The 20,985-nt window shown below is 65.9% G+C and carries 25 protein-coding genes and 2 tRNA genes; 12 read left to right on the forward strand and 15 right to left on the reverse strand.

Going from position 1 to position 20,985, the window contains the following annotated elements:
- Nucleotides 1–2: 2 nt before the first annotated feature.
- Nucleotides 3–509, reverse strand: coding sequence for a hypothetical protein (locus tag L3V18_RS01110; RefSeq protein ID WP_237052781.1), 507 nt, complete (start codon nucleotides 507–509; stop codon nucleotides 3–5).
- A 155-nt stretch (nucleotides 510–664) separates the two neighbouring features.
- Between L3V18_RS01110 and L3V18_RS01115 the strand changes: the two genes are divergently transcribed.
- The 9 genes from L3V18_RS01115 (at nucleotide 665) to L3V18_RS01155 (ending at nucleotide 5,719) form a co-directional block, all read left to right on the forward strand.
- Complete coding sequence (locus L3V18_RS01115; protein WP_237052782.1) at nucleotides 665–880, forward strand: hypothetical protein; 216 nt, start codon at nucleotides 665–667, stop codon at nucleotides 878–880.
- Complete coding sequence (locus L3V18_RS01120; RefSeq protein ID WP_237052783.1) at nucleotides 877–1,068, forward strand: hypothetical protein; 192 nt, start codon at nucleotides 877–879, stop codon at nucleotides 1,066–1,068. The genes L3V18_RS01115 and L3V18_RS01120 overlap by 4 nt, the downstream gene beginning before the upstream one ends.
- Nucleotides 1,058–1,876 carry a rolling circle replication-associated protein gene (locus L3V18_RS01125; protein WP_237052784.1) on the forward strand — a complete coding sequence of 273 codons (819 nt, stop codon included), beginning with the start codon at nucleotides 1,058–1,060 and terminating at the stop codon, nucleotides 1,874–1,876. The genes L3V18_RS01120 and L3V18_RS01125 overlap by 11 nt, the downstream gene beginning before the upstream one ends.
- Nucleotides 1,873–2,151, forward strand: a complete 279-nt coding sequence (locus L3V18_RS01130; protein ID WP_237052785.1) for a G5P family DNA-binding protein — start codon at nucleotides 1,873–1,875, stop codon at nucleotides 2,149–2,151. Before L3V18_RS01125 ends, L3V18_RS01130 begins: the two co-directional genes overlap by 4 nt.
- A 49-nt stretch (nucleotides 2,152–2,200) precedes the next feature.
- Nucleotides 2,201–2,413, forward strand: a complete 213-nt coding sequence (locus L3V18_RS01135) for a hypothetical protein (protein ID WP_237052786.1) — start codon at nucleotides 2,201–2,203, stop codon at nucleotides 2,411–2,413.
- A 28-nt stretch (nucleotides 2,414–2,441) separates the two neighbouring features.
- Nucleotides 2,442–2,654, forward strand: coding sequence for a hypothetical protein (locus L3V18_RS01140; protein WP_237052787.1), 213 nt, complete (start codon nucleotides 2,442–2,444; stop codon nucleotides 2,652–2,654).
- 116 nt (nucleotides 2,655–2,770) lie between these two features.
- Entirely contained in the window at nucleotides 2,771–4,279 is a 1,509-nt protein-coding gene (locus L3V18_RS01145; RefSeq protein WP_237052788.1) for a hypothetical protein, read from the forward strand.
- 1 nt (nucleotide 4,280) lies between these two features.
- Nucleotides 4,281–4,571 carry a DUF2523 family protein gene (locus L3V18_RS01150; protein ID WP_237052789.1) on the forward strand — a complete coding sequence of 97 codons (291 nt, stop codon included), beginning with the start codon at nucleotides 4,281–4,283 and terminating at the stop codon, nucleotides 4,569–4,571.
- Nucleotides 4,571–5,719, forward strand: a complete 1,149-nt coding sequence (locus L3V18_RS01155; protein WP_237052790.1) for a zonular occludens toxin domain-containing protein — start codon at nucleotides 4,571–4,573, stop codon at nucleotides 5,717–5,719. Before L3V18_RS01150 ends, L3V18_RS01155 begins: the two co-directional genes overlap by 1 nt.
- Nucleotides 5,720–5,729: 10 nt before the next feature.
- Here the strand turns inward: L3V18_RS01155 and L3V18_RS01160 are convergent, their stop codons facing one another.
- The 10 genes from L3V18_RS01160 to L3V18_RS01200 all read right to left on the reverse strand — a co-directional run bounded on the left by L3V18_RS01160 (nucleotide 5,730) and on the right by L3V18_RS01200 (nucleotide 15,445).
- Nucleotides 5,730–6,110 (reverse strand): hypothetical protein, encoded by a 381-nt coding sequence (locus tag L3V18_RS01160; RefSeq protein ID WP_237052791.1) that lies wholly within the window; start codon nucleotides 6,108–6,110, stop codon nucleotides 5,730–5,732.
- 433 nt (nucleotides 6,111–6,543) lie between these two features.
- On the reverse strand, nucleotides 6,544–6,984 hold the full coding sequence (locus L3V18_RS19370; protein ID WP_425493466.1) for a DUF4124 domain-containing protein: 441 nt from the start codon (nucleotides 6,982–6,984) through the stop codon (nucleotides 6,544–6,546).
- Nucleotides 6,985–7,112: 128 nt separating this feature from the next.
- Nucleotides 7,113–9,563, reverse strand: coding sequence for a heavy metal translocating P-type ATPase (locus L3V18_RS01165; protein WP_255783561.1), 2,451 nt, complete (start codon nucleotides 9,561–9,563; stop codon nucleotides 7,113–7,115).
- Complete coding sequence (locus L3V18_RS01170) at nucleotides 9,560–9,958, reverse strand: heavy metal-responsive transcriptional regulator (protein WP_237052792.1); 399 nt, start codon at nucleotides 9,956–9,958, stop codon at nucleotides 9,560–9,562. Before L3V18_RS01170 ends, L3V18_RS01165 begins: the two co-directional genes overlap by 4 nt.
- A gap of 89 nt (nucleotides 9,959–10,047) precedes the next feature.
- Complete coding sequence (locus L3V18_RS01175) at nucleotides 10,048–10,578, reverse strand: DUF411 domain-containing protein (protein WP_425493445.1); 531 nt, start codon at nucleotides 10,576–10,578, stop codon at nucleotides 10,048–10,050.
- Nucleotides 10,579–10,586: 8 nt separating this feature from the next.
- Nucleotides 10,587–11,162, reverse strand: a complete 576-nt coding sequence (locus tag L3V18_RS01180; protein ID WP_237052793.1) for a YybH family protein — start codon at nucleotides 11,160–11,162, stop codon at nucleotides 10,587–10,589.
- A complete protein-coding gene (locus tag L3V18_RS01185) occupies nucleotides 11,152–11,904 on the reverse strand; it encodes a c-type cytochrome (protein ID WP_237052794.1) in 753 nt (250 codons plus the stop codon). Before L3V18_RS01185 ends, L3V18_RS01180 begins: the two co-directional genes overlap by 11 nt.
- 10 nt (nucleotides 11,905–11,914) lie before the next feature.
- Complete coding sequence (locus L3V18_RS01190) at nucleotides 11,915–12,928, reverse strand: copper resistance protein B (protein WP_237052795.1); 1,014 nt, start codon at nucleotides 12,926–12,928, stop codon at nucleotides 11,915–11,917.
- Nucleotides 12,925–14,817: a copper resistance system multicopper oxidase gene (locus L3V18_RS01195; protein ID WP_237052796.1), complete on the reverse strand. Its 1,893-nt coding sequence runs from the start codon at nucleotides 14,815–14,817 to the stop codon at nucleotides 12,925–12,927. The genes L3V18_RS01190 and L3V18_RS01195 overlap by 4 nt, the downstream gene beginning before the upstream one ends.
- A 112-nt stretch (nucleotides 14,818–14,929) precedes the next feature.
- The gene (locus L3V18_RS01200; RefSeq protein ID WP_237052797.1) at nucleotides 14,930–15,445 is read right to left on the reverse strand and encodes a CopL family metal-binding regulatory protein; all 516 of its coding nucleotides are present in this window, start codon (nucleotides 15,443–15,445) and stop codon (nucleotides 14,930–14,932) included.
- Between the two features lie 148 nt (nucleotides 15,446–15,593).
- Here L3V18_RS01200 and L3V18_RS01205 point away from each other — a divergent pair, with 148 nt between their 5' ends.
- Nucleotides 15,594–15,920: a hypothetical protein gene (locus L3V18_RS01205; RefSeq protein WP_237052798.1), complete on the forward strand. Its 327-nt coding sequence runs from the start codon at nucleotides 15,594–15,596 to the stop codon at nucleotides 15,918–15,920.
- 309 nt (nucleotides 15,921–16,229) lie between these two features.
- Nucleotides 16,230–16,415, forward strand: coding sequence for a hypothetical protein (locus L3V18_RS01210; protein ID WP_237052799.1), 186 nt, complete (start codon nucleotides 16,230–16,232; stop codon nucleotides 16,413–16,415).
- Between the two features lie 246 nt (nucleotides 16,416–16,661).
- On the opposite strand, the gene L3V18_RS01215 is transcribed toward L3V18_RS01210, so the two are convergent.
- The 4 genes from L3V18_RS01215 to ppsR all read right to left on the reverse strand — a co-directional run bounded on the left by L3V18_RS01215 (nucleotide 16,662) and on the right by ppsR (nucleotide 18,367).
- Nucleotides 16,662–16,737: transfer RNA gene (locus tag L3V18_RS01215), tRNA-Glu, on the reverse strand.
- A 26-nt stretch (nucleotides 16,738–16,763) separates the two neighbouring features.
- Nucleotides 16,764–16,839 (reverse strand) — tRNA-Ala (locus L3V18_RS01220).
- A gap of 45 nt (nucleotides 16,840–16,884) precedes the next feature.
- The gene (locus tag L3V18_RS01225; RefSeq protein ID WP_237052800.1) at nucleotides 16,885–17,379 is read right to left on the reverse strand and encodes a DUF1249 domain-containing protein; all 495 of its coding nucleotides are present in this window, start codon (nucleotides 17,377–17,379) and stop codon (nucleotides 16,885–16,887) included.
- Nucleotides 17,380–17,548: 169 nt separating this feature from the next.
- Nucleotides 17,549–18,367: a posphoenolpyruvate synthetase regulatory kinase/phosphorylase PpsR gene (ppsR, locus tag L3V18_RS01230; RefSeq protein WP_237052801.1), complete on the reverse strand. Its 819-nt coding sequence runs from the start codon at nucleotides 18,365–18,367 to the stop codon at nucleotides 17,549–17,551.
- Nucleotides 18,368–18,531: 164 nt separating this feature from the next.
- Here ppsR and ppsA point away from each other — a divergent pair, with 164 nt between their 5' ends.
- Entirely contained in the window at nucleotides 18,532–20,916 is a 2,385-nt protein-coding gene (ppsA, locus tag L3V18_RS01235; protein WP_237052802.1) for a phosphoenolpyruvate synthase, read from the forward strand.
- Nucleotides 20,917–20,985 lie beyond the last annotated feature (69 nt).

Raw genomic sequence — 20,985 nt, forward strand, 5'->3', positions numbered from 1 at the left:
GTTCAAACACACGCTCGAACCCGCGGGGCCGCAATCGTCGAAGCGATTGTGGCCCCGTCGGCTATTCTGCAGGTAGGTTCGGCGGTTGTTCGCGGGTCGGAAGTTTCCGAGGCGGAGCGACCGCAGCCACCTGCAAACACTTCGCATAATGCATAGGACGTGTTGCCGTTCAGGTTCGCCGGCACCTTCGCCTTAGCCGGGGCAGGGAACACCATCAGGGCGACGACCGCGAGCGCCGCCGCCGCCCCGAGCTGGCGCGCCAGATCCAGCCACGCCCGGTGCGCCGGACCAGTCGATTTTTCGGCCTGTGTGAGGACCAGCCACGGGGCTGCGTCCTCCCCAGCCATCCGGGCAAGCGCGCACACGTGGTCCTCGGAGGGGAACTTGGTTCCTTTTCGCCATTCGCTGACGATCGACCTCGAGACGCCCACAGCAGCCGCCAGAGCCATATCTGACGGGTAGGAGCGCCTTTTCTTCGCTTTGTCAAGTAGTGTCGCAGTGGTGCTCATGTTCGCCTCTGTGTTGACACCTGTTCGCCTTTCAGCTTACATCGGCCCTGTTCGCTAATTGGCGAACATGGCCACCCGCCGGGGGCAGGCCCCGGCGACCCGAACTCCCCCTAGGAGCGCCGTCGAGCCCCCGGCCATCGCGTCAGGGGAGTGACATGGACGGCATCGAGTTCGTATCGGCTTTCTTCGTGAGCTGCGTCCTGCTGGGAATCCTCGCGGCGGAAGTGAGCGTCGGGGTCCAGAGCTATCGCGAGCATCGCATTCGTCGGCGGGCCGATTCCGAGTACCGCGCCGCCGCGCTCCTCCTGTGGGCCAAGCAACACGCCGCGCTGCTCAAGCGCAAGCGGGCAGGGGAGGGCATCGAGGCATGAGCGCCCAGCACATCAGCCAGGTCATGGCCGACATCGCGTGGGATCGCTACGAGGAAGCCAGCGCCCGCGCCTCCCGCTTTCTGTCGGGCGCACAGCTCGACCTTTACGACCCGGCCCCGGCCGAAGCCCGGGAGTGGCGTGACATCGCCGTAGCGTGCGACAGGGAGGCGCTCCGGCATGGCGGCTGACGGCGGCGGTTTTGATCTTCCGGGCGGCGTAGCCGCTGGGCTTGTCCATATAGGAACAAGTGACACGAACCTTGCTCGCCTCGCGGCTCTTACGAACGCCGCGAAGCGGCAGAACTCCGAGCCGAGCGCGGAGGTTCGTCCGTCGAAGGTGATCACTGCCGATGAGCAACGGCGTAAGCGCCTCGGCAAGATGAAACAGAACGTGATCACTTCCGCGCGGCTCCATGTTGAAGAGGCCCAGCGCGGTGGTTTCCGTGGCCGCTGGGCCATGCTGACGTTGACGTATCGCGACGATGAACGATGGGTCGCGAAGCAGGTCACCGAGCTTTTGAAGTGCTTGCGCCAGTACGCATCGCGCAGTGGCTTCGTTGCTCGGTACACGTGGGTTCTCGAGCTGACCAAGCGCGGCCGTCCGCACTATCACGTTCTCGTCTGGCTTCCCAAAGGCCGCACGCTGCCCAAGCCCGACAAACAGGGCTGGTGGAAGTACGGCATGACCCGTATCGAGTGGGCGCGCAATGCGGTCGGCTACTTAGCCAAGTACGCCAGCAAGGGCGATGACTACGACCTCCGCACGCTTCCACGCGGAGCGCGTCTTTCCGGTTTCGGTGGCTTGTCGATTGATAGCCGTATCGAACTGCGCTGGTGGAAGCTGCCCGGTTGGCTTCGTGACCGATGGACTGAAATTACCGACGTGGGCCGCATCAAAGGCGGCTACGTCAACCGCGCGACGGGCGAGTTCCTCGCCAGCCCGTATCGCGTTCTCTTCATCGGCGGGGCACTGATCCTATGCGAGGTCATCTCATGAACATGCACGTCCGCGTTGTCATCCAGTCCACCAACACCAACCGCCCCAGCGAGTTCAAGGGCCGCCGCTATGGCTGGCAGAACGCCGCGATTTTCAACGGCGGCGACTTCCCTTTGCCGTTCGGCGTGCATGTCGAACTGGGTCATGAGTACCCGCCCGGCGAGTACACCATCGATCCGGTGAGTTACCAGCTCGATGAACGCGGAAACCTCCGCCTCAAGGGAATCAAGCTGCTGCCCGTCGGCGGCAATTCCAAGGCTGCCAAGGCTACCTGATCAACCGGCCGACCGTCGCTTGCGGCGGGCGGCCTGACGGAGTTCACCCGTGGAAGAAACCGCGTACCTCGTTCTGCACTGCAAAGCCTCGGACTTCGACGCCGCAACAGGCGAGTGCGTGTCGCCATTCTACGGGCCGGCATCCACCTTTCCGCCTCCGATGGATGTTGGTGAAGCCCTTCTCATCTTCGCGGCCATCGGCTCGTGTTGGGGGATCGGCTACATGATCAAGCTGTCCGGCCGGGCAGCTCGGAGCGGGTAACCCTCAACCACCAAAGAGAGAACCCACCATGCAGAACAAGACCTTCACCACCCGCGCCAAGGCCATCGTCGCCGGCGGCGCTGCTGCCGTCGCTGCTGGCGCTGCGAATGCCGGTGCACTCGCCGATGCGATCACCGCCGGCCTGGACTCGGCCGAGCTGATGCTCATCGGTGCCGGCGTTCTGACGCTCACCGGCATCGTCGTGTTGATCAAGAAGTCGGGCCGCGCAGCGGGCGGTTAAGCCGCTGGCGTTGTGTATGCAGGTCAGGGCGGGGCAACCCGCCCTTTCCTTTCCACCGGGAGCATCGTCATGGAGTACACAGGCTATTTCGTCTTGCTCGGACTGCTGGGGGGTCTATGGATCGCTCTGGACGACTGAGTGGCGTTCGCATTTACGTCGCTAAGCGTGTGGTCGCGTGGCTGATCATCGCCGCGCTTGCTGCAGTGTTCGGCACGGGCCGCGCTGAGGCGGGGCCGGGTACGTGTTCGCCGCTTCCGAGTGACAATCCCGATACGGGCTGTGCCGACATTCCAGCTGCGATAGCGGCGGCTACAGCGGCTGCGGAAGCGGCAACACACAACGGTTACCCCGATGCCGTTGTGTGCAAGACCGAGGTTGTCGAGAGCAGCAATTTTGCACGGGTGAGCAAGTGTGCGTTTCAGGGTGGCAGCATCTTTCACAGCCAGATTCGCTACTACCTTACAAATTGTTCGACTCCCGGCACTGTCTACGATCCGGCGACGATGACCTGTCGGCAGGATTGCGCATCCAAGCCTGACGAGACGAGTTCATGCCCCGCCGGTCTTTGCGGCGCATATTCAACCTTCCGCAGCGGCACCGTTTCGTGTCGCGGTGGCTGCACGGTGTCGTGGTTTGGAAACGGTGATGGTACTTATACCGGCAAGTACGACGTTTACTCGAATACGTGTCAGGAGCCCTACAGGTGCGATCCCGCCTTGCTTGCCGCTGGATACGTCTACAACGCGTACGCCAACGCATGCGTGCCGCCTCCGGCAGAGTGCGAAGGCAACGAAACAAGAGATCCGGCGAGTGGTGAATGCCGCCCGAGCTGCCCGGAAGGGCAATCGCTGGACGAGTTCGGCCAGTGCAAGCCGCAAAAGAACACCTGCCCGCCCGGCGAGGTCAAGAGTCCGGAGGGCAATTGTTTGCCCGGTGACGGCCAATGCGCGGCCGGTGAAGCGCGTCGCGCCGATGGCACCTGTGGCAAAGACGAAGACGGCGACGGTGAGGCGGACGACGAAGACGACAACCCCGACAACGATTCTGACAAGAACTCGTTCTCCGGCGGCGACAACTGCAACACGCCGCCTTCTTGTTCCGGTGATCCGATCATGTGTGGTCAGGCTCGCATACAGTGGCGGATCGATTGCAATACGCGTCGCAACCGTGACGTCAGCGGCGGCACTTGTGGTGCGGTTCCCATCTGCACAGGCGACAAGTGCGACGCACTCGAGTACGCGTCGCTTCTTCAGCAGTGGCGCACCGCATGCAGCCTGCAGGAGTTGCTCGCGCGTGAGGGTGGAACGGGCGATGGTGGCCAACCCGGTTGGACGAAAGTCGATGGCATGAGCCAAGACCCGGGGCAGGGTGCTACGCCCGATGATGCGCCTGGACTCACCACCGTCGCACTGACCACTGACGACCTCGACCAGTCTGGCCTCGGTGGTGGCGGTAGCTGCGCCGCGATCATGACGGCGTCCGGCGGTCAGCTCTCTGGTGGCTTCGCGTCGTTCCTTGCCTCGCCGCCGCCGATGTTCTGCAACTGGATCAACATGATTAAAGCCATTGTCGTGTTGGTGGCTGCGGTCACGTCCTGCTACATCCTCGCGAAGGGAGGCCGCTGATATGCCTGCGATCATCGGCGCGCTCGTCGCCATGCTGATTCAAGCCTTACGACAGTACCTGCCCGGCATCATCGGGCGGATTCTGCTGGCGTTCGGCATTACCTTGGCCGTGCACGAGGTTGCCATGCCTCAGTTGAAGGCCTTCATACAGGCCAAGATGGGTGCCTTGCCGGCGGTCATCTACGCCTACGTCGATGCGACCGGCTTTGGACTGGCCGTGACGATGATCCTGTCGGCGGTCGCTGCCGGCGTCGCGCAACGCGCGTTCCTCTCCAAGTTGAGCAGCAGCTAATGGGCCTCTATCTCGTCACCGGACAACCCGGCCACGGCAAGACCGCTTACGCGCTGGACAAGGCGTTCCAGTTCAAGAAGGAAGGGCGCGCGGTCTACGCGCATGGCGTCAAAGACCTCGATTACGAAAAGGCCGGCTTCACGTACCTCGACGATCCGACCCAGTGGGAGCAACTTCCGGATGGATCGGTCGTGCTGCTCGATGAGTGCTACACCGTTTTCCCGAATCGGAATCCCGGCGCCAAGGTGCCATCGCATGTTGAAGCGATGGCTCGCCACCGTCATCGTGGTTTCGATTTCATCCTCGTTGCTCAACAAGGGTTGCAGCTCGACCCGTTTCTGCGCGGCCTGTACGAAGAACACGTCCACGTCCGTCAGACCAGCGTGTTCAAGTCCAAGACCAAGCTCAAGCGATGGACGCAGTATCAGGGGAACACGCAAGGTGCGTGCAACGATGTCATTGACTGGATCAGGCCCAAATACGTCTTCGACTACTACACCAGCACTACGCTGGTCACGACGAAGCGATCCATGCCGATGTGGCTGCGCTGGCTGCTCGTCGCGTTTGCGTTTCTCGCGGTCGTGCTGTTGGCGGTCAAGTGGTACTTCAACATGAAGATCGCCGAATACACGCAGCCGGTGCCCACCACCACCACTGAGGAGGCGGCGACCGCTGCCCGCCGCGGAGCGGACGGGGCGGCGGGTGCCGCCGACCTCCGCACCTTCGAGACGCCAACGGACTACGCGGAAGCTCATCTCCCACGCTTCGCAACGATGCCCTGGACAGCGCCAATTTTTGACCAACGCCAGCCGGTCACGGATCCTCAGTTGGTGTGCATGTCCGCACTCGGCGGTGTCGATGCTACGGGCCAGCACCGTGAGCCGTCCTGCACGTGCTTGAGCGAGCAGGGCACGCGTTACGAGATCAGCGAACCCGAGTGCCGCCGTGTTGCCCGCCAAGGGCCTGTCTACAACCCGTACAGGCAGACCCAGCCGTCCGCGCCGGCCGGGGGTGTAGGGGGCATGCCCCCTACGGCTATGGCCGCCACAGCGGCCGCTCCGGCTCTCTCGTCAACAGTGATCAGTGCGCCGCAGATGACCGGCTATGGCGACATCGGCGAAAGGGACATCACCCCGGCCGCTCCCTGATGACCGCTTTTCAGCAGCGCCCGACCTCGCGCCACTCATTCCCCGTCTTCTGGAACTTGCGTCCACCGATGCACTTTGAGCTACTGTCGTTCTCGGGTCGCACATCGTTCTGTTGTGCGGCTTCACGGGCGCGGCGAAGGTTGTCTATCTGCTGCTGACGCTTAAGGTCATGCAGCTCTCTGCGAAGCCGGGCGTTCTCCAGCGCGATATTGGCCTGCGTTGTCCGCTTCGCGTATAGCTCTGCGGCCTCGGCGCGCTGCTCTTGCTCGGCGCTGCGCTTCGTCCATTCGAAGATGCCCAGCACCGTGACAATGATCCCGCCGACGCCCAGGGCGAGACTGACCCATACCGTGATGCCGCGATCACGCAGCGGCTTGAATCGACGTTCCATCGTTTCCCCCGTGGTGTCCTGTCGCGGCAATCTTAGTCCGAGAACATGCGGCCGTGCCTGTATAGCCAACGGTCCAATAGGTTCGGCGAGATCCAGTCGCCCGAGGGCGACACCAGCCGGGCGCCGGCCATGCGCCAGCCGCTCCACGGTCCATGGAGCGGCGTATGGTTGTAGATGACCCGGCGGTGCAGCTGGGCCGCACAGTTGTTCGGGCATTCGCCGCCTGGCTGCCAGCATGGCGGCCTTTCCAGCTCGATCATGGTGTCCGTCCCCTGAAACGGACCGGGGACCGTATAGGCCCCCGGGATGCTGTGGGATCGGACTACGCCGCGAGGGCGGGTAGGAAATTTCCGAGGCGGAGTGACCGTAGCAGCCTACGGATAACTTCGCATAATGCATATTATGTAAAAGTCGGACTGACAAAGGCACGCCGTTACCGGCATGCCTCCCGGACGGCCTCGTCCCAGGAACTGGACTGGTCGAAGGTGCGATTCAGGCCGAGCCTCTCGTAGGCTGCGTCTCGCCTCCGCTTGGTCTGTTCGCATCGGCGGCGGTTCGATCTTGCCGATGAAGAGATCGCCGCGCCCTGTGCGTACGACGAGGATCGGCGCGATCCCGCCAGTCGCGAGAGATAAAGCGAGTCTGCCTCGCTGTGCCTGCGCCGTTGCTCGCGCAATCGTGTCTCTTCATGCGTGGGTGGCGGTTCGGGCTTGGCATCCCACGATCGCTCCTGCCTGGAGGTCGCTGGACATGGCGCGCTCTGGTAACTCACGCTGCCGTCGTGTGAAACGCACTTGTGCACCTGCTGGGCGGCGACCGGAAACGTCAGCATCAGCAAGCCCACCGTAAGCATCCATCGCATAAACAGCTCCATGTTTGTGACGTAGCTCACGGATGGTAGCGCTGCAGGAGTGAAGGCAAAAGCCGGCCATCACGGTCCCGACCGCGGCGAGCGTCCATTGCACAGCGCCGCGGCCAAGAGCAAGGGCAGAATCCGGTACGTCAGCTTCTCGCGCCGCGAAGCCTGAGCGCGTTGGCGATCACCGACACCGACGACAGGCTCATCGCCAGTGCAGCCAGCATCGGGCTCAGCAGCAGCCCGGTCAGCGGATACAGCACGCCGGCGGCGATCGGTACGCCGATGCCGTTGTAGACGAAGGCGAACCCGAGATTCTGCTTCATGTTGCGCACAGTGGCCCCGGACAGCTCGCGAGCGCGCAGGATGCCGCGCAGATCGCCCTTGACCAGGGTGACCTGGGCGCTCGACATCGCCACGTCGGTGCCGGTGCCCATTGCGATGCCGATGTCGGCAGCGGCCAGCGCCGGCGCGTCGTTGATACCGTCGCCGGCCATCGCCACGCGGTGACCCTTCGCCTGCAGCCGTGCCACGAGCTCAGCCTTGTCCTCCGGCCGTACTTCACCGTGGAAGCTGTCGATACCCAGTTTCCGCGCCACCGCACGCGCTGTGGTCCGGCCGTCGCCGGTCGCCATCACGACGTCGATGCCCGTCTCGCGCAGCGCCGCCAGCGCCGGCGCGGAGGATTCCTTGATCGGGTCGGCGACCGCGACCAGACCGGACAACCTTCCATCGACGGCCAGGAACATCACGCTCGCACCCTCGCCTCGCATCCGTTCGGCCGCATCGGTCAGCGCGTCCGTGGCGACGCCCGATTCGGCCATCAAGCGATTGTTACCCAGCACGACCGCCCTGCCCCCGACCGTGCCGCGCACACCGGTTCCGGTGACGGACTCGAAGTCCTCCGCCGGCTCCAGTGCGAGCGAACGGCTGCGGGCTTCTCCGACGATCGCTTCCGCCAGCGGATGCTCGCTTCCCTGGTCGAGGCTGGCGGCGATCCGCAGCACCTCATCGGCTTCGGTACCATTGATTCCCAGCGCATCGTGGAACGCTGGCCGCCCCTCGGTCAGGGTGCCGGTCTTGTCGACGACCAGCGTGTCGATCGTGCGGAACCGTTCGATCGCCTCGGCATCCCTGAACAGCACGCCGGCGTTGGCCGCGCGACCGGTTGCGACCATGATCGACATCGGCGTCGCGAGCCCCAGCGCACAGGGGCACGCAATGATCAGCACCGAAACCGCGTTGAGCACGGCGTAGGTCCAGGACGGCTCCGGGCCGGCCAGGCCCCAGGCGAGGAAGGTCGTCACCGCGACCGCCAGCACCGCCAGCACGAACCAGTATGCGACCTTGTCGGCCATCCGCTGCATTGGTGCGCGCGAACGCTGCGCCTGGGCGACCAGCTGGATGATCCGGGCCAGCACGGTGCCGCTCCCGACCTGGTCGGCACGCATCACCAGACTGCCGGTGCCGTTGAGGGTCGCGCCGATCAGGAGATCGCCGGCATGCTTCTCGACCGGGATCGGCTCGCCGGTGAGCATCGATTCGTCGACGCTGGAGCGGCCCTCCAGCACGGTGCCGTCGACAGGCACCTTCTCGCCCGGGCGCACCCGCAGGCGATGACCGACATGGACGTGCTCGAGCGGGATGTCCTCCTCGCTGCCGTCGTCGTGGATCCTGCGTGCGGTCTTCGGCGCAAGCCCGAGCAGGGCCCTGATCGCCGCCGAGGTCTTCGAACGCGCACGCAGTTCCAGCAGCTGGCCCAGCAGGGTCAGCGAGACGATCACCGCGGCGGCCTCGAAATAGACGCCGACCCTGCCGTGCTCGTGGAACGAAGCCGGAAACAGGTCCGGGGCGACGGTCGCGACGACGCTGTAGCCGAAGGCGGCACCGACGCCGGTGCCGATCAGGGTCCACATGTTCGGGCTGCGGTTCCGGATCGACTGCAGCCAGCGTTCGAAGAATGGCCAGCCGGCCCAGAGCACCACCGGTGCGCTCAGCGCCAGCTCCAGCCAGGTGCGCGCCATCACCGACAAGGCCGGCGCACGGTTGCCGAACATCGCCAGTACCAGCACGACGACCGTCAGTGGCAGCGTCCACCAGAATCGCCGGGCGAAATCGCGCAGCTCCGGATCGTCGTCCTCTTCCAGGCTGGGCATCTCCGGCTCCAGTGCCATCCCGCACTTGGGGCACGTGCCCGGCCCCTCCTGGCGGATCTCCGGATGCATCGGACAGGTGTAGATCGTGCCCGCCGGCGCCTGCTGCGCGGGCGCCGGATCGGGTGACAGCCAGCGCTGCGGATCGGCGGCGAACTTCTCCCGGCAGCGAGCGGAACAGAAATGATGGATCTGGCCGTCGTGCACGTGACGGTGCGCGCTGGTCTCCGGGTCCACGGTCATGCCGCAGACCGGATCGACCACCCCGCCCGTGTCGTCGTCGGAGCCGTGACAGGCCTTGTCCGATTCGCAGCAACCGCCCTGCCCCGTGCCCTGCACGTGGCCATGATCATCGCGAGGGGCCTGACCGCCATCGCGGCACTGTCCTTGGTCGGGATGTCGTCCTTCTTCGCCATGCCGGCCGGCGTGTTCGCGTGCGCTCATGCTGCATCCTCCACCAGTGCGTTGAGGATCGGGCAGCGCGTCATCGCACCATGGCCCGGGCAGGCGTCGATCAGACTCCGCAGACCGTCGCGCATCCGCTCGAGTTCGGCCAGGCGGCGTTCCACGTCGACGAGTTTGGCGGAGGCCACCGCGTTCAGCGAGGCCATGTCGTCCTCGCGATGGTCCGACAGCGCCAGCAGTTCCCGGATCTCCTCCAGGGTGAATCCCAGCCCCTTTGCGCGACGGACGAACTGCAGTCGTGCGACGTCGTCCTCATCGAACAGGCGGTATCCGGAGGCCATCCGGCTGGCGGGACGCAGCAGCCCCTGGCGTTCGTAGTAACGCACGGTGTCGATGCCGATCCCGGTGCGACGCGACAGTTCTCCGATCTTCATGGTCGTGTCCATGGCAGCCCCTGCAGGGCGATACGGGAAGTCTGCAGTCTGGAGCATGGTCCAGAGTCAATACCCTGTTCCGTCACACGTCAGTGCGATGCGAACGGGACCGTGTCACCGTCTTCGTCGACCAGCTCAACCGTGTACGACTGAACGGTGCCGTCCGGGACTTCCATGCCGGGCGAACCCAGCGGCATTCCCGGCAGAACGAGCCCCTTCCCGCTCGGCGCCTCGACCAGCAGGCGCTGGACGTCGGTGGCGGGCACGTGCCCCTCGACGAAATAGCCGCCGACTTCGGCGGTGTGGCAGGAGCCCTTGCCATAGGGAACGCCGAGGTCGAGCTTGATCCGGTTGAGCGCGTCCGGTGCATGGTCGCGGACCTCGACTTCGAACCCGGCGTCGCGCAGGTGTTCGACCCACAGTTCGCAGCAGCCGCAGGTCGGGCTCTTGTGGACGATCGCCGACGGCAGTGCCGTCGACTCCGGCGCCATGGAAGCGGTATCCGCCAGAGCGGCCGCGGTCGTGTCGACGTCCACGCTGGCCACGACCGCCTCCCGGTCGCCGGCGCAGGCGGAGAGCAGCGGCGACAGGACCAGCAGGCCGAGGGCCGCGATACGCATGTTCATCTTCATCGGTTGCCCTCTCCCGCCTTGAGCGGACGCGACGACCAGTGGATATGGACGATCTTCCACCCCCTGGGGGTGTCGCCAAACACCAGGGTCTCGGTGCTGAGCAGGGTCATCGGCTTGCCGTCACGGGTCGCATGGACCTCGCGTTCGCTGCCGATCCAGACCATGTGCTCGCTGGTGCGCACGGTGCGATGCAGGAGCCGCACCTGCGCGTCCTTCAGGAACGCGGCATCATGGCCGGCGTGCCCGTGGAGGTACTCCTCGCGCGTGCGCTCGCTGCCGCCGCTTTCCAGGATCAGCACGTCCTCGGCCAGGAAGTCGCCGACACGCTCCAGGTCGCCGGCCTTGAGCGCATCCGAAAAGGCGTCGGCGATCGTGACGAAGCTCTGTCGCATCGCCGCGTGCCGGCCGTCGATGTCGGCGGGTGTCCCGGTGGAAGCCTGGGCATCGGCTCCGGACGCGGCTGCCCCGTCATGGGCATGGGCGCTCAGGCCGAGCGCAAGCAGGCCGCCAAGCGCCATTGTCGTCAGTTCGCGCAGGCACGTCCTGCGCGGGTGCTTTGCCTCAGCGTTCATGGGTGTGGTTGTCCTTGTGTGATGGGGCGGTCTCGTCGGGGCTGTCGTCGTTTGGGCGTGCCTGTCCGGGCATCGATGGCGCGGTCGAGGAGGCCGACCCGTGGTCGTGGTGCGAGCCGTCGGCGTGGACGTGTCCCTGCGGCGGCTCGACGGCCCCGGAGTCCCGCTCACGTTCTCCCGCTCCGCCATGTTCGTGTCCGCCCGTTTCGCCGCCGCCGTGCGAGTGCCCTCCGCTGCTGGCAACCAATGCGGCATACCCTTCCCGATCCAGAGTCGGCAAGGTCCGCAGGAAGGCGACCATGTTCCAGATGTACTCGTCTTCCATGCTGCGGCCCCAGGCCGGCATCCCGCTGGCCTTGATCCCGTGCTTGATGGTCCAGAACGCGCTCGCCGCGTCCACGGCTTCGCGGCTCAGGTCCGGTGGCGCCGGGTACAGGCCGCGACTGAGCTCGGATTCGCCGGAACCTGGTGACAGGTGGCAGCTCACGCACATCGCATCGTAGTTGCCGGCGCCCTGGCGGATCCGGTCCGGATCGTCGAGGACGGCCGGCACCTGCAAGGCCCGTGCGCGCCGGGCCACCGAGCGTTCGCGCGCGGTATCCAGCAGCGCGAACACGGGGCGGGCATGCGGTGAGTCGGCGGCGACGTCGTAGACACCGGAGTACAACACGACGACCGCTCCCGCCGCGGCCAGGGCGAGGCCGAAGCCGACGCCGATGAAGGTCTTGCCGATCGTCTTCATCGTCGCTCCCTCAGAACCAGAGCCGCACGCCGGCGACCAGGCGGGTGTCCTCGATGCCCTCGCCGTGCGCGCGCCGCAGGTCGGCGCTGCCGCCGTAGGCTTTCTCCCAGCTGACGCCGACGTAAGGTGCGAAGCGGCGACCGATCTCGTAGCGCAGGCGCGCACCCGCCTCGAACGAGGACAGACCCGAACCGATGCCGCGCGCCGGGTCATCCTTGCCGTACAGCTCGGCCTCCGCGCTCCATTGCAGGATCAGCCGGTTGCTGATCAGGGTGTCGTACTCGATCTCGAACTGCGCCGCAGTCTGCCCGGATTCGCCGATGTAGCCGGTCGCGCTGACCTCGAACTTGTAGGGGGCCAGCCCCTGCACGCCGAATGCGGCGAAGGACTGCGACGGGCCCTCGCCACCGAAGTCGTGGCGGACGCCGGCGACGACGTCCCACCACGGCGAGACACTGCGGCCGTACAGCACCTCGAGATCGGCGGCCTCGGTGCCGGCGGCGCTGGTCCGCTCGCCTTCGCTGCGCAGCCACAGGCGCTTGATGTCGCCGCCGACCCAGGCCAGCGCCTCCCAGGCGCTGCCAGTGCCGTCCTCGTCCGCGTCCCAGGCCTCCAGCCGGTCCAGCGACCAATAGCTGTGAATGCTGTCGCCATGCGAGGCGTGGGCGTGCAGTTCGGGGAACGCGGCCGCGCGGTCGGCATCGGTGACCGCCGGAATCGGTGTACGCGGCCGTTGCGTCGCCGGCCGCTGATCCGCCGCATCTCCCACCTGCGAATGACTCATCCCGGAGTGATCCATTCCGGAGTGATCCGGCTTCCCGGTGCCTGCATCCTGCCCGTCCCGGGACGGGTCGTGCGAGGTGCTGCCGTGGTCGGCATGGGTCTGCGTGTCATGGTCGACGTCGGTCGCGGCGTCGTGACGATGCGCGTGCGGATCCTGGGCCGATGCGGTCGATGGCGACAATGCCAGCGCAATGGCGAACGCGGCCGCCAGCGACGCGGGTCTCGAGTCCGTCGTGTTCATTCCTCGATCCTCACTTCCCGCATCATCCCGGCTTCCATGTGGTACAGCAGGTGGCAGTGATAGGCCCAGCGTCCGAGCGCGTCGGCACGCACGCGGTAGCTGCGCTTCGTGCCCGGCGGCATCTCGACGGTGTGCTTGCGCACCATGAAGTTTCCGTCCTCGTCCTCCAGGTCGCTCCACACTCCGTGCAGGTGGATCGGATGCGTCATCATCGTGTCGTTGACCAGAACGATGCGCAGGCGTTCGCCGTAGGTCATCCGCAGCGGTTCGGCACCGGCGAACTTGATGCCGTCGATCGACCACGCGAACTTCTCCATGTGGCCGGTCAGATGCAGTTCGACCGTGCGTCCCGGATCGCGACCGTCGGGATCGTCGAAGGTACTGCGCAGATCGGCGTAGCTGAGCACCTTGCGGCCGTTGTCGCGCAGACCGATGCCCGGATCCGAAAGGCGCGGCTCCGGCGCCATCGTCTGCATGTCGATCAGGGGGTTGCCGTTCTCGCTGGCCGGGTGTGACTGCATGCCGCCTCCGTGATCCATGCCGGCATGCTGCGTCGCGTCCTGGTCCATCGGAGGGTGATCCATTGCAGCGTGATTCATCGCGGAATGATTCATGCCGTCATGGCCCATGTTGCCGCCACAGCCGCCCTCCATGCCCTTCATCGCCGCCATGCCGCCGCCATGCCGCATGCCGCCGTGATCCGTGTCGCCGTGCCCCATGCCGCCATGGCCCATGTCGGCCATGGTCAGGATCGGGCGCGGATCCGGCGCAGGCACCGGCGCGCGCAGCCCCTCGCGCACCGCCAGGGTGCCGCTGACGTAGCCGGTCCGGCCCATGTCCTGGGCGAAGATCGTGAACGCATCCTGCCCGGACGGCTCCACGATCACGTCATAGGTTTCCGCGACCGCGATGCGGAACTCGTCCACGGTCACCGGATGCACGTGCATGCCGTCGGCGGCGACCACGGTCATCTTCAGGCCCGGGATGCGCACATCGAAATAGGTCATCGCCGAGCCGTTGATGAAGCGCAGGCGGATCTTCTCGCCGCTGCGGAACAGCCCGGTCCAGTTGCCCAGCGCGGTCGTGCCGTTCATCAGGTAGGTGTAGGTGTGCGCGTTGACGTCGGACAGGTCGCTTGGCGTCATCCGCATCTCGCCCCAGGCCTTGCGGTCCTGCACGGTGCGCGCGAGCCCGTCGCGTCGCGCGTCGCGCACGAAGTCGCCGACGGTGCGCATGTAGTAGTTGTCGTAGCTGGCCATCTTCTTCAGCCGCGCGAACAGCGACGCCGGATCGAGGTCGGTCCAGTCCGACAGCATGACCACGTAATCGCGGTCGTAGCTGAAGGGCTCGGGCTCGACCGGGTCGATCACCAGCGGACCGTACAGGCCGGCCTGCTCCTGGAAACCGGAATGGCTGTGGTACCAGTAGGTGCCGCCCTGCCCCACTTCGAAACGGTAGTGGTAGGCCTCGCTGCGGCCAATGCCGTCGAAACTCAGGCCCGGCACGCCGTCCATGTTCGCCGGGAGGATGATCCCGTGCCAGTGGATCGAGGTGGTGTCGCCGTGGATCGAACCCGCCGGCAGATCGTTGCGCACGCGCAGGTTGACCGTGGTGCCCTCGCGCCAGCGCAACAGCGGCGCCGGCAGGCTTCCGTTGACTGTGATCGCGGTGCGCAGCCGCCCGGTGAAATCCACCGGCGTTTCGCCGATCGACAGATCGAACTCGGTACCGGCCAGCACGCTGGGCTGGCCCTGGGATTTCAGCGCCCAGGAAGGACGTGTCCACAGGCCCAGGCCGGCGATCGTGCCGCCAGCGGCCAGGCCCTGGACGAAACGGCGACGCGAAGGCGCGGGCACGCCGTGGCCGGCATCGGAAAAATCGGAAGACATCGTTAACTCCGTTCGGGAATCGAGTGCTCTCCCATGTCGGGAGACGCACGACCGGTGCGTGTCGCCGTCCGGCGTGCACGCGGGACTCCGGCACCTCGGTGCCGGCGCCGGGTCAGCCGATCGGAGGCCTGATCAAGCGGGGGCGGACGGGCTCGGGATGGCCGTCGCTGAGGGGATGGACGGCCGTGCCATCCGGGCCGGGCGCGGCGCCGGCCAGCATCGGCACCGGCATCGCGCAGCAGTGCTGGACGCACTCGCAGAGGCAGTGTTCGCTGCCGCAGCAGTCCGGCGCATCGCCATGCGCGACAGGCTCCGGCGCTGCGGGCATGTCATGGCTGGTGCCGGCCATGTCCTCGTGGCATGGCGGAGCCGCCTCTTCGCCCGTCGCGGCGGACCCGTGCACGGCCAGCGCCTCGTGCTCGACCAGCATGCGCGCCGATGCCATCGCGCCGCCGATGCCATTGAGCATCAGCATCAGCGCGACCAGCACTCGCAGCAGGACGGACGAACGGGACATGGAGCCAATGATACGCCGACAACGGTGAACCGGCCGCATGCTGACCGATGCGGGCACCGGCAGGCAACTCTGGAGCCGCTTCAGTGTTTGCGGTGCTCGCAACTCGCCCATGCATCTCGAGCATCGCGTGCGATCGCCGTCCGCCGCCGTCCATCTTCCTGGAAAGTCGTGGCGCGTCCTGCTCCGCAACGTCCTCCATTGACCCGCGCGGCGCTTCCCCGCAATCTTGGCCGGACTCTCCGCAAAGCAATATAAGGACATGATCGGGATCGATCCGGGCAAGGCCGCGAAGATGATCGGCAAGCTCGTTCTGGCCGGCGTCCGCTTCTGCGACACGGCCGGACGCACGATCGATGATCGGCAGTACTTCGGCAGGGTGCTTCGGATCAATGCCGACGAAGGGCTGGTCATCGCCAGCGGCGTCGACGGCGGGGAGAACCACCTGCCGCCGGACCTGGACCCGTACACCAGGGCGGAGCCGGGCGATTACAGGCTCAGGTCCATGGACCTGACCGTCACAGATCCCGACTATCTCTGCACGTGGCATGTGCATCCGCAGGAATGCGGCGGTGTGGACGAATCCTGAAGGGGCATCCACGTTTCCGGCTCCATCGTGCACTGACAACCCTTCGGTTGCATGGCCTCAGGCGTGGACAGGTTGGAAGCAAAACGAGTCGAGCACGCCAGACGCATGGCGCTGCGGCGCGGTGCGGGCGACCGGGTTCCGGCGCCGCCACAGCCGCCCGCATCGGCGCACGCTCGTACCTTGTAGCGCATGCCTGCTTCGTCTGCCGCAAGAGCTTCAAGGTCTCACCGAGGCCGCAGCAGCGAACCCGGTTGCCCTTGTTGCGCGGGCCGCCTCCATGAGATGGGACGTTCCTTCAAGGCCCCGCCCATGCGCAACCGCGAGCAGTGGGCCAAGGTCCAGGCGCTTTACGAGGCGGGATTCCGCTTCTTCAGCTATCGCAGCGCCGATGCTCCGCCGTTTCCAGTGCGGCTTCGCGATGTCGAAGCATTCGTTCGCGGCAACCCGGAACATCCGATGCGCACTCGCAAAACCGCTGAACCCCCTGCAAGCTGACCGCTCGAGTCATTGCGGGCTCGGGCATCGGAGCTCCGCCGGCAGTCGGATCGTTGCCCGCGGGCGTCTGCCATCCATCGAGCGACACGGTCGCAGGCGATCGTCGCTTGAACGACTGCCGCAACGACGCTTCGCCCGAAAAGGCATTCGCATCCCCGAGATCGCGCGGTCGAGTACGATCGGATCGAATATCCGGTCCCGGAAAAACGAAAAGCCCTGACGAGTCAGGGCTTTTCGTTTCGAATCTGGCGTCCCCACGGGGATTCGAACCCCGGTCGCAACCGTGAAAGGGTTGTGTCCTAGGCCTCTAGACGATGGGGACGGATGTTGCGGTCTGTTCCAGAAAGTTGGTGGAGCCAGGCGGGATCGAACCGCCGACCTCTACAATGCCATTGTAGCGCTCTCCCAGCTGAGCTATGGCCCCACTGCGCTGGAAAGACGGCCATCTTAGGGGCCGTTCCGGAGGTCGTCAAGACATTTCGATGACTTTTTTCGTAACGGATTCCGGCCCCCGCAACGTCGCCACTCCGTGGCCGCGCTCGGCCAGGTACTCCAGCCATTTGCCGAGGAAGGTGTTCATCCGCATCCGGTGTCCGATCACCTCGGCGGGCGGCGGGTACAGGCCGATCACGTCCTGCCAGCGGCGGCCGATATAGCAGTGGGTGGCCTCGAGCTGGCGTGCGTCGTGGTAGACGCGCAGGTAGGCGGACGGGTCCGGCTCGCCGGTGACCGGGTCGGGCATTGCATAGGTCATCCGCAGCTCGGTGGTGTAGCGGTGCCGCTCGATCACGTCCAGGCAGACATCCAGGCCGTCGCCGATCGTGGAGCGGTATCTTCCCGCCTCCAGCGCGGCAGGCGCGAACAGGCGCTGGAAACGTCCATGATTCTCCGCATACAGCCCCATCAGCCAGCCGAAACGGTTGAGCCGGGGGATGCGTTCTGCTGGTGAGACGGTGATCGACATGAGCCTGATGCTACACGCGCGGCATGGATTTCGGCAGCGTTGACGCGGGCCCCGCGCGGGAATAGCGTGTAGGTTCATCGCTCTGCACGTGCAGGCGATGCTGAATCGGCATTCAGCGCCCTGCCCGGCCCGCGTTCCACCACCGGTTTTCAGCCGCAGGCGATCCCGTTCAGAACATCTCGCGGCGGATTCCCAGCGTCGACAGCACCTTGCTCGAGATCTCCTCGATCGAGGTATGGGTCGTACTCAGGGTCGGGATGCGCTCGGCGCGGAACATCATCTCGGCCGCCGCGACCTCGCGACGACAGGTGTCCAGCTGGGCGTACCGCGAGTTCGGCCGCCGTTCCTGGCGGATCTGCTGCAGGCGGATCGGATCGATGGTCAGTCCGAACAGCTTGTTGCGGTACGGGCGCAGCCGCGGCGGCAGGCGGTCATGCTCGAGGTCCTCCTCGGTCAGCGGGTAGTTGGCCGCACGCACGCCGTAATGCAGCGCAAGGTAGACGCAGGTGGGCGTCTTGCCCGCCCGGGACACCGCGACCAGGATCAGGTCGGCCTCGTCGTAGTTGATGCTGGCGCCGTCGTCGTGGGTCAGCGCGTAGTTCATCGCGTTGATGCGGCGGTGGTAGGTCTCGAAGTCGACCAGGCCATGGGCCTTGCCGACCGCGTGGCGCCGGGTCTCGCCGAACTCCTGCTCCAGCGGCTCGATGAACGGGGCGAATACGTCCAGCAGCAGTGCTCCGCTGTCCGCCAGCGCCTCGCTGATCGAGCTGTCGACGCAGGAGTTGATCACCACCGGGCGTACACCGTGCATCTCGGCGGCCTTGCGGATCCGCTCGGCCGCCTCCTGCGCCCGCTCGACGCTGTCGACGAAGGAGATGCGCTCGCTGACGAAGCGGGTCCGTTCGAACTGGGTCAGCAGCGTGTGGCCGATGGTCTCGGCGGTGATGCCGGTGCCGTCGGAGATGTAGAAGACCGGGCGAAGCCCCATGCCGAACCCCTCGAAAAGTCGCCTGCCAACAGGAAAAAGCCCGCCGAATCAACCTTGTAAGCGTCCGGCGCACAGGCGATCATAGCGGCTTGTCCGCCGGACATCCGCCCCTGCCGGGGCCCGAGCCGTCGCATCCCCCGTTCCGCCGTACCAGGAGCCCCGTCTTGAAAGAGAACATCCTCTGGCTGCATGAGCTGCGCCTGTCCGATCTGGCCCGAGTGGGAGGCAAGAACTCCTCGCTCGGCGAGATGATCGGCAACCTGGCCAACCTCGGCGTGTCGGTTCCAGGCGGCTTCGCGACGACTGCGGAAGCGTTCAAGGCGTTCATCGCACACAACGACCTCCACCAGCGCATCTTCGACCGCCTGGCCACGCTCGACGTGGAGGACGTGCAGGCGCTGACCGCGGCCGGCAGCGAGATCCGCGGCTGGGTCATCGACGCGCCGCTGCAGCCGGATCTGGATGCGGCGATCCGCGTGGGCTACCGCAAGCTCTGCGACCAGAACGGCGGTGGTGCGGCTGGGCAGGATGTGGCGGTCGCGGTGCGCTCCTCGGCGACCGCGGAAGACCTGCCCGACGCCTCGTTCGCCGGCCAGCAGGAGACCTTCCTCAACGTGACCGGCGAGGACGAGGTCGTCCACAAGGTCAAGGAGGTCTTCGCCAGCCTCTACAACGACCGCGCGATCGCTTACCGAGTCCATCACGGCTTCAAGCACGAGGACGTGTTCCTGTCCGCCGGCGTGCAGTTGATGGTGCGTTCCGACGTCGGAGCTTCCGGCGTGCTGTTCACCCTCGACACCGAATCCGGCTTCCGCGACGTGGTGTTCATCACCTCCAGTTACGGCCTTGGCGAGATGGTCGTCCAGGGCGCTGTCAACCCGGACGAGTTCTACGTCTACAAGCCGACGCTGAGCGCCGGCCGCCAGGCGATCCTGCGCCGCTCGATCGGCGCCAAGCAGCTGCGCATGGTCTATTCCGACGTGCCGGGCCAACGCGTCCGTACCGAGGACACTCCGGCCGAGCTGCGCAACCGTTTCTCGATCAGCGACGAGGACGTGCACGAGCTGGCCCGGCAGGCACTGATCATCGAAAAGCACTACGGCCGCCCGATGGACGTGGAATGGGCGAAGGACGGCAACAGCGGGAAGATCTTCATCGTCCAGGCCCGGCCGGAAACGGTGAAGTCGCGGGGCAAGGCGACCCAGATCGAGCGCTTCCAGCTCGGCGAGCGCGGCAAGGTGGTCTGCGAAGGTCGAGCGATCGGCCAGAAGATCGGCAGCGGTACCGCGTGCGTCGTGCGTTCGCTGGCCGACATGAATCGCGTCCAGCCCGGCGACGTACTGGTCGCCGACATGACCGATCCCGACTGGGAACCGGTGATGAAGCGTTCGGCGGCGATCGTGACCAACCGCGGCGGACGCACCTGCCATGCGGCGATCATCGCCCGCGAGCTGGGCGTGCCGGCGGTGGTCGGTACCGGCAACGCGCTGGACACGATCGAGGACGGCCAGACCGTGACCATCAGCTGCGCGGAAGGCGACACTGGCTACATCTACGAGGGCGCCCTGCCCTTCGAGCGCCATACCGCCGACCTGGACGACATGCCGCCGGCGCCGCTGAAGGTGATGATGAACGTCGCCAACCCGGAGCGTGCGTTCGACTTCGCGATGCTGCCCAACGCCGGCGTCGGCCTCGCCCGTCTGGAGATGATCATCGCCAGCCACATCGGCGTGCATCCCAAGGCGCTGCTCGAATACGACCAGCAGGACGCGGAGACGAAGAAGCGCATCGACGAGCGCACCGCCGGTTACGGAGACCCGGTCGACTTCTACGTCGACCGCCTGGCCGAAGGCATCGCGACGATCACCGCCTCGTTCGCACCGAACCCGGTGATCGTGCGTCTGTCGGACTTCAAGTCAAACGAATACGCAAACCTGGTCGGCGGCAGCCGCTACGAGCCGCATGAGGAGAATCCGATGATCGGCTACCGCGGCGCCAGCCGCTACGTCGATCCGTCGTTCGCCGACGCGTTCGCGCTGGAATGCCGCGCCGTGCTGAAGGTGCGCGAGCAGATGGGCCTGACCAACTGCTGGGTGATGATCCCGTTCGTGCGCACGCTCGAAGAAGGCCGCAAGGTCGTCGAGGTGCTGAAGGCCAACGGCCTGGAACAGGGGAAGGACGGGCTGAAGATCATCATGATGTGCGAGCTGCCGTCGAACGCGTTGCTCGCCGAGGAGTTCCTGGAGATCTTCGACGGCTTCTCGATCGGTTCCAACGACCTGACCCAGCTGACCCTCGGCCTCGATCGCGACTCCGGCCTGGTCGCCCATCTGTTCGACGAGCGCGACCCCGCGGTCAAGAAGCTGCTGGCGATGGCGATCGCCACCGCGAAGGCCAAGGGCAAGTACGTCGGCATCTGCGGCCAGGGCCCAAGCGACCACCCCGATCTGGCGCAGTGGCTGATGGAACAGGGCATCGAATCGGTGTCGCTGAATCCGGACACGGTCGTCGATACCTGGCTGAAGCTCGCCAAGGCCAAGGCGGGCTGAACGTCTGTTCAGAAGTAACGCATCGCTCACGCGCGACGCGTTAGGCTACGAAAAACCGACGCCCCGCTG

This window comes from Marilutibacter chinensis (assembly GCF_021725675.1).
In the GTDB taxonomy this organism is placed as follows: domain Bacteria; phylum Pseudomonadota; class Gammaproteobacteria; order Xanthomonadales; family Xanthomonadaceae; genus Marilutibacter; species Marilutibacter chinensis.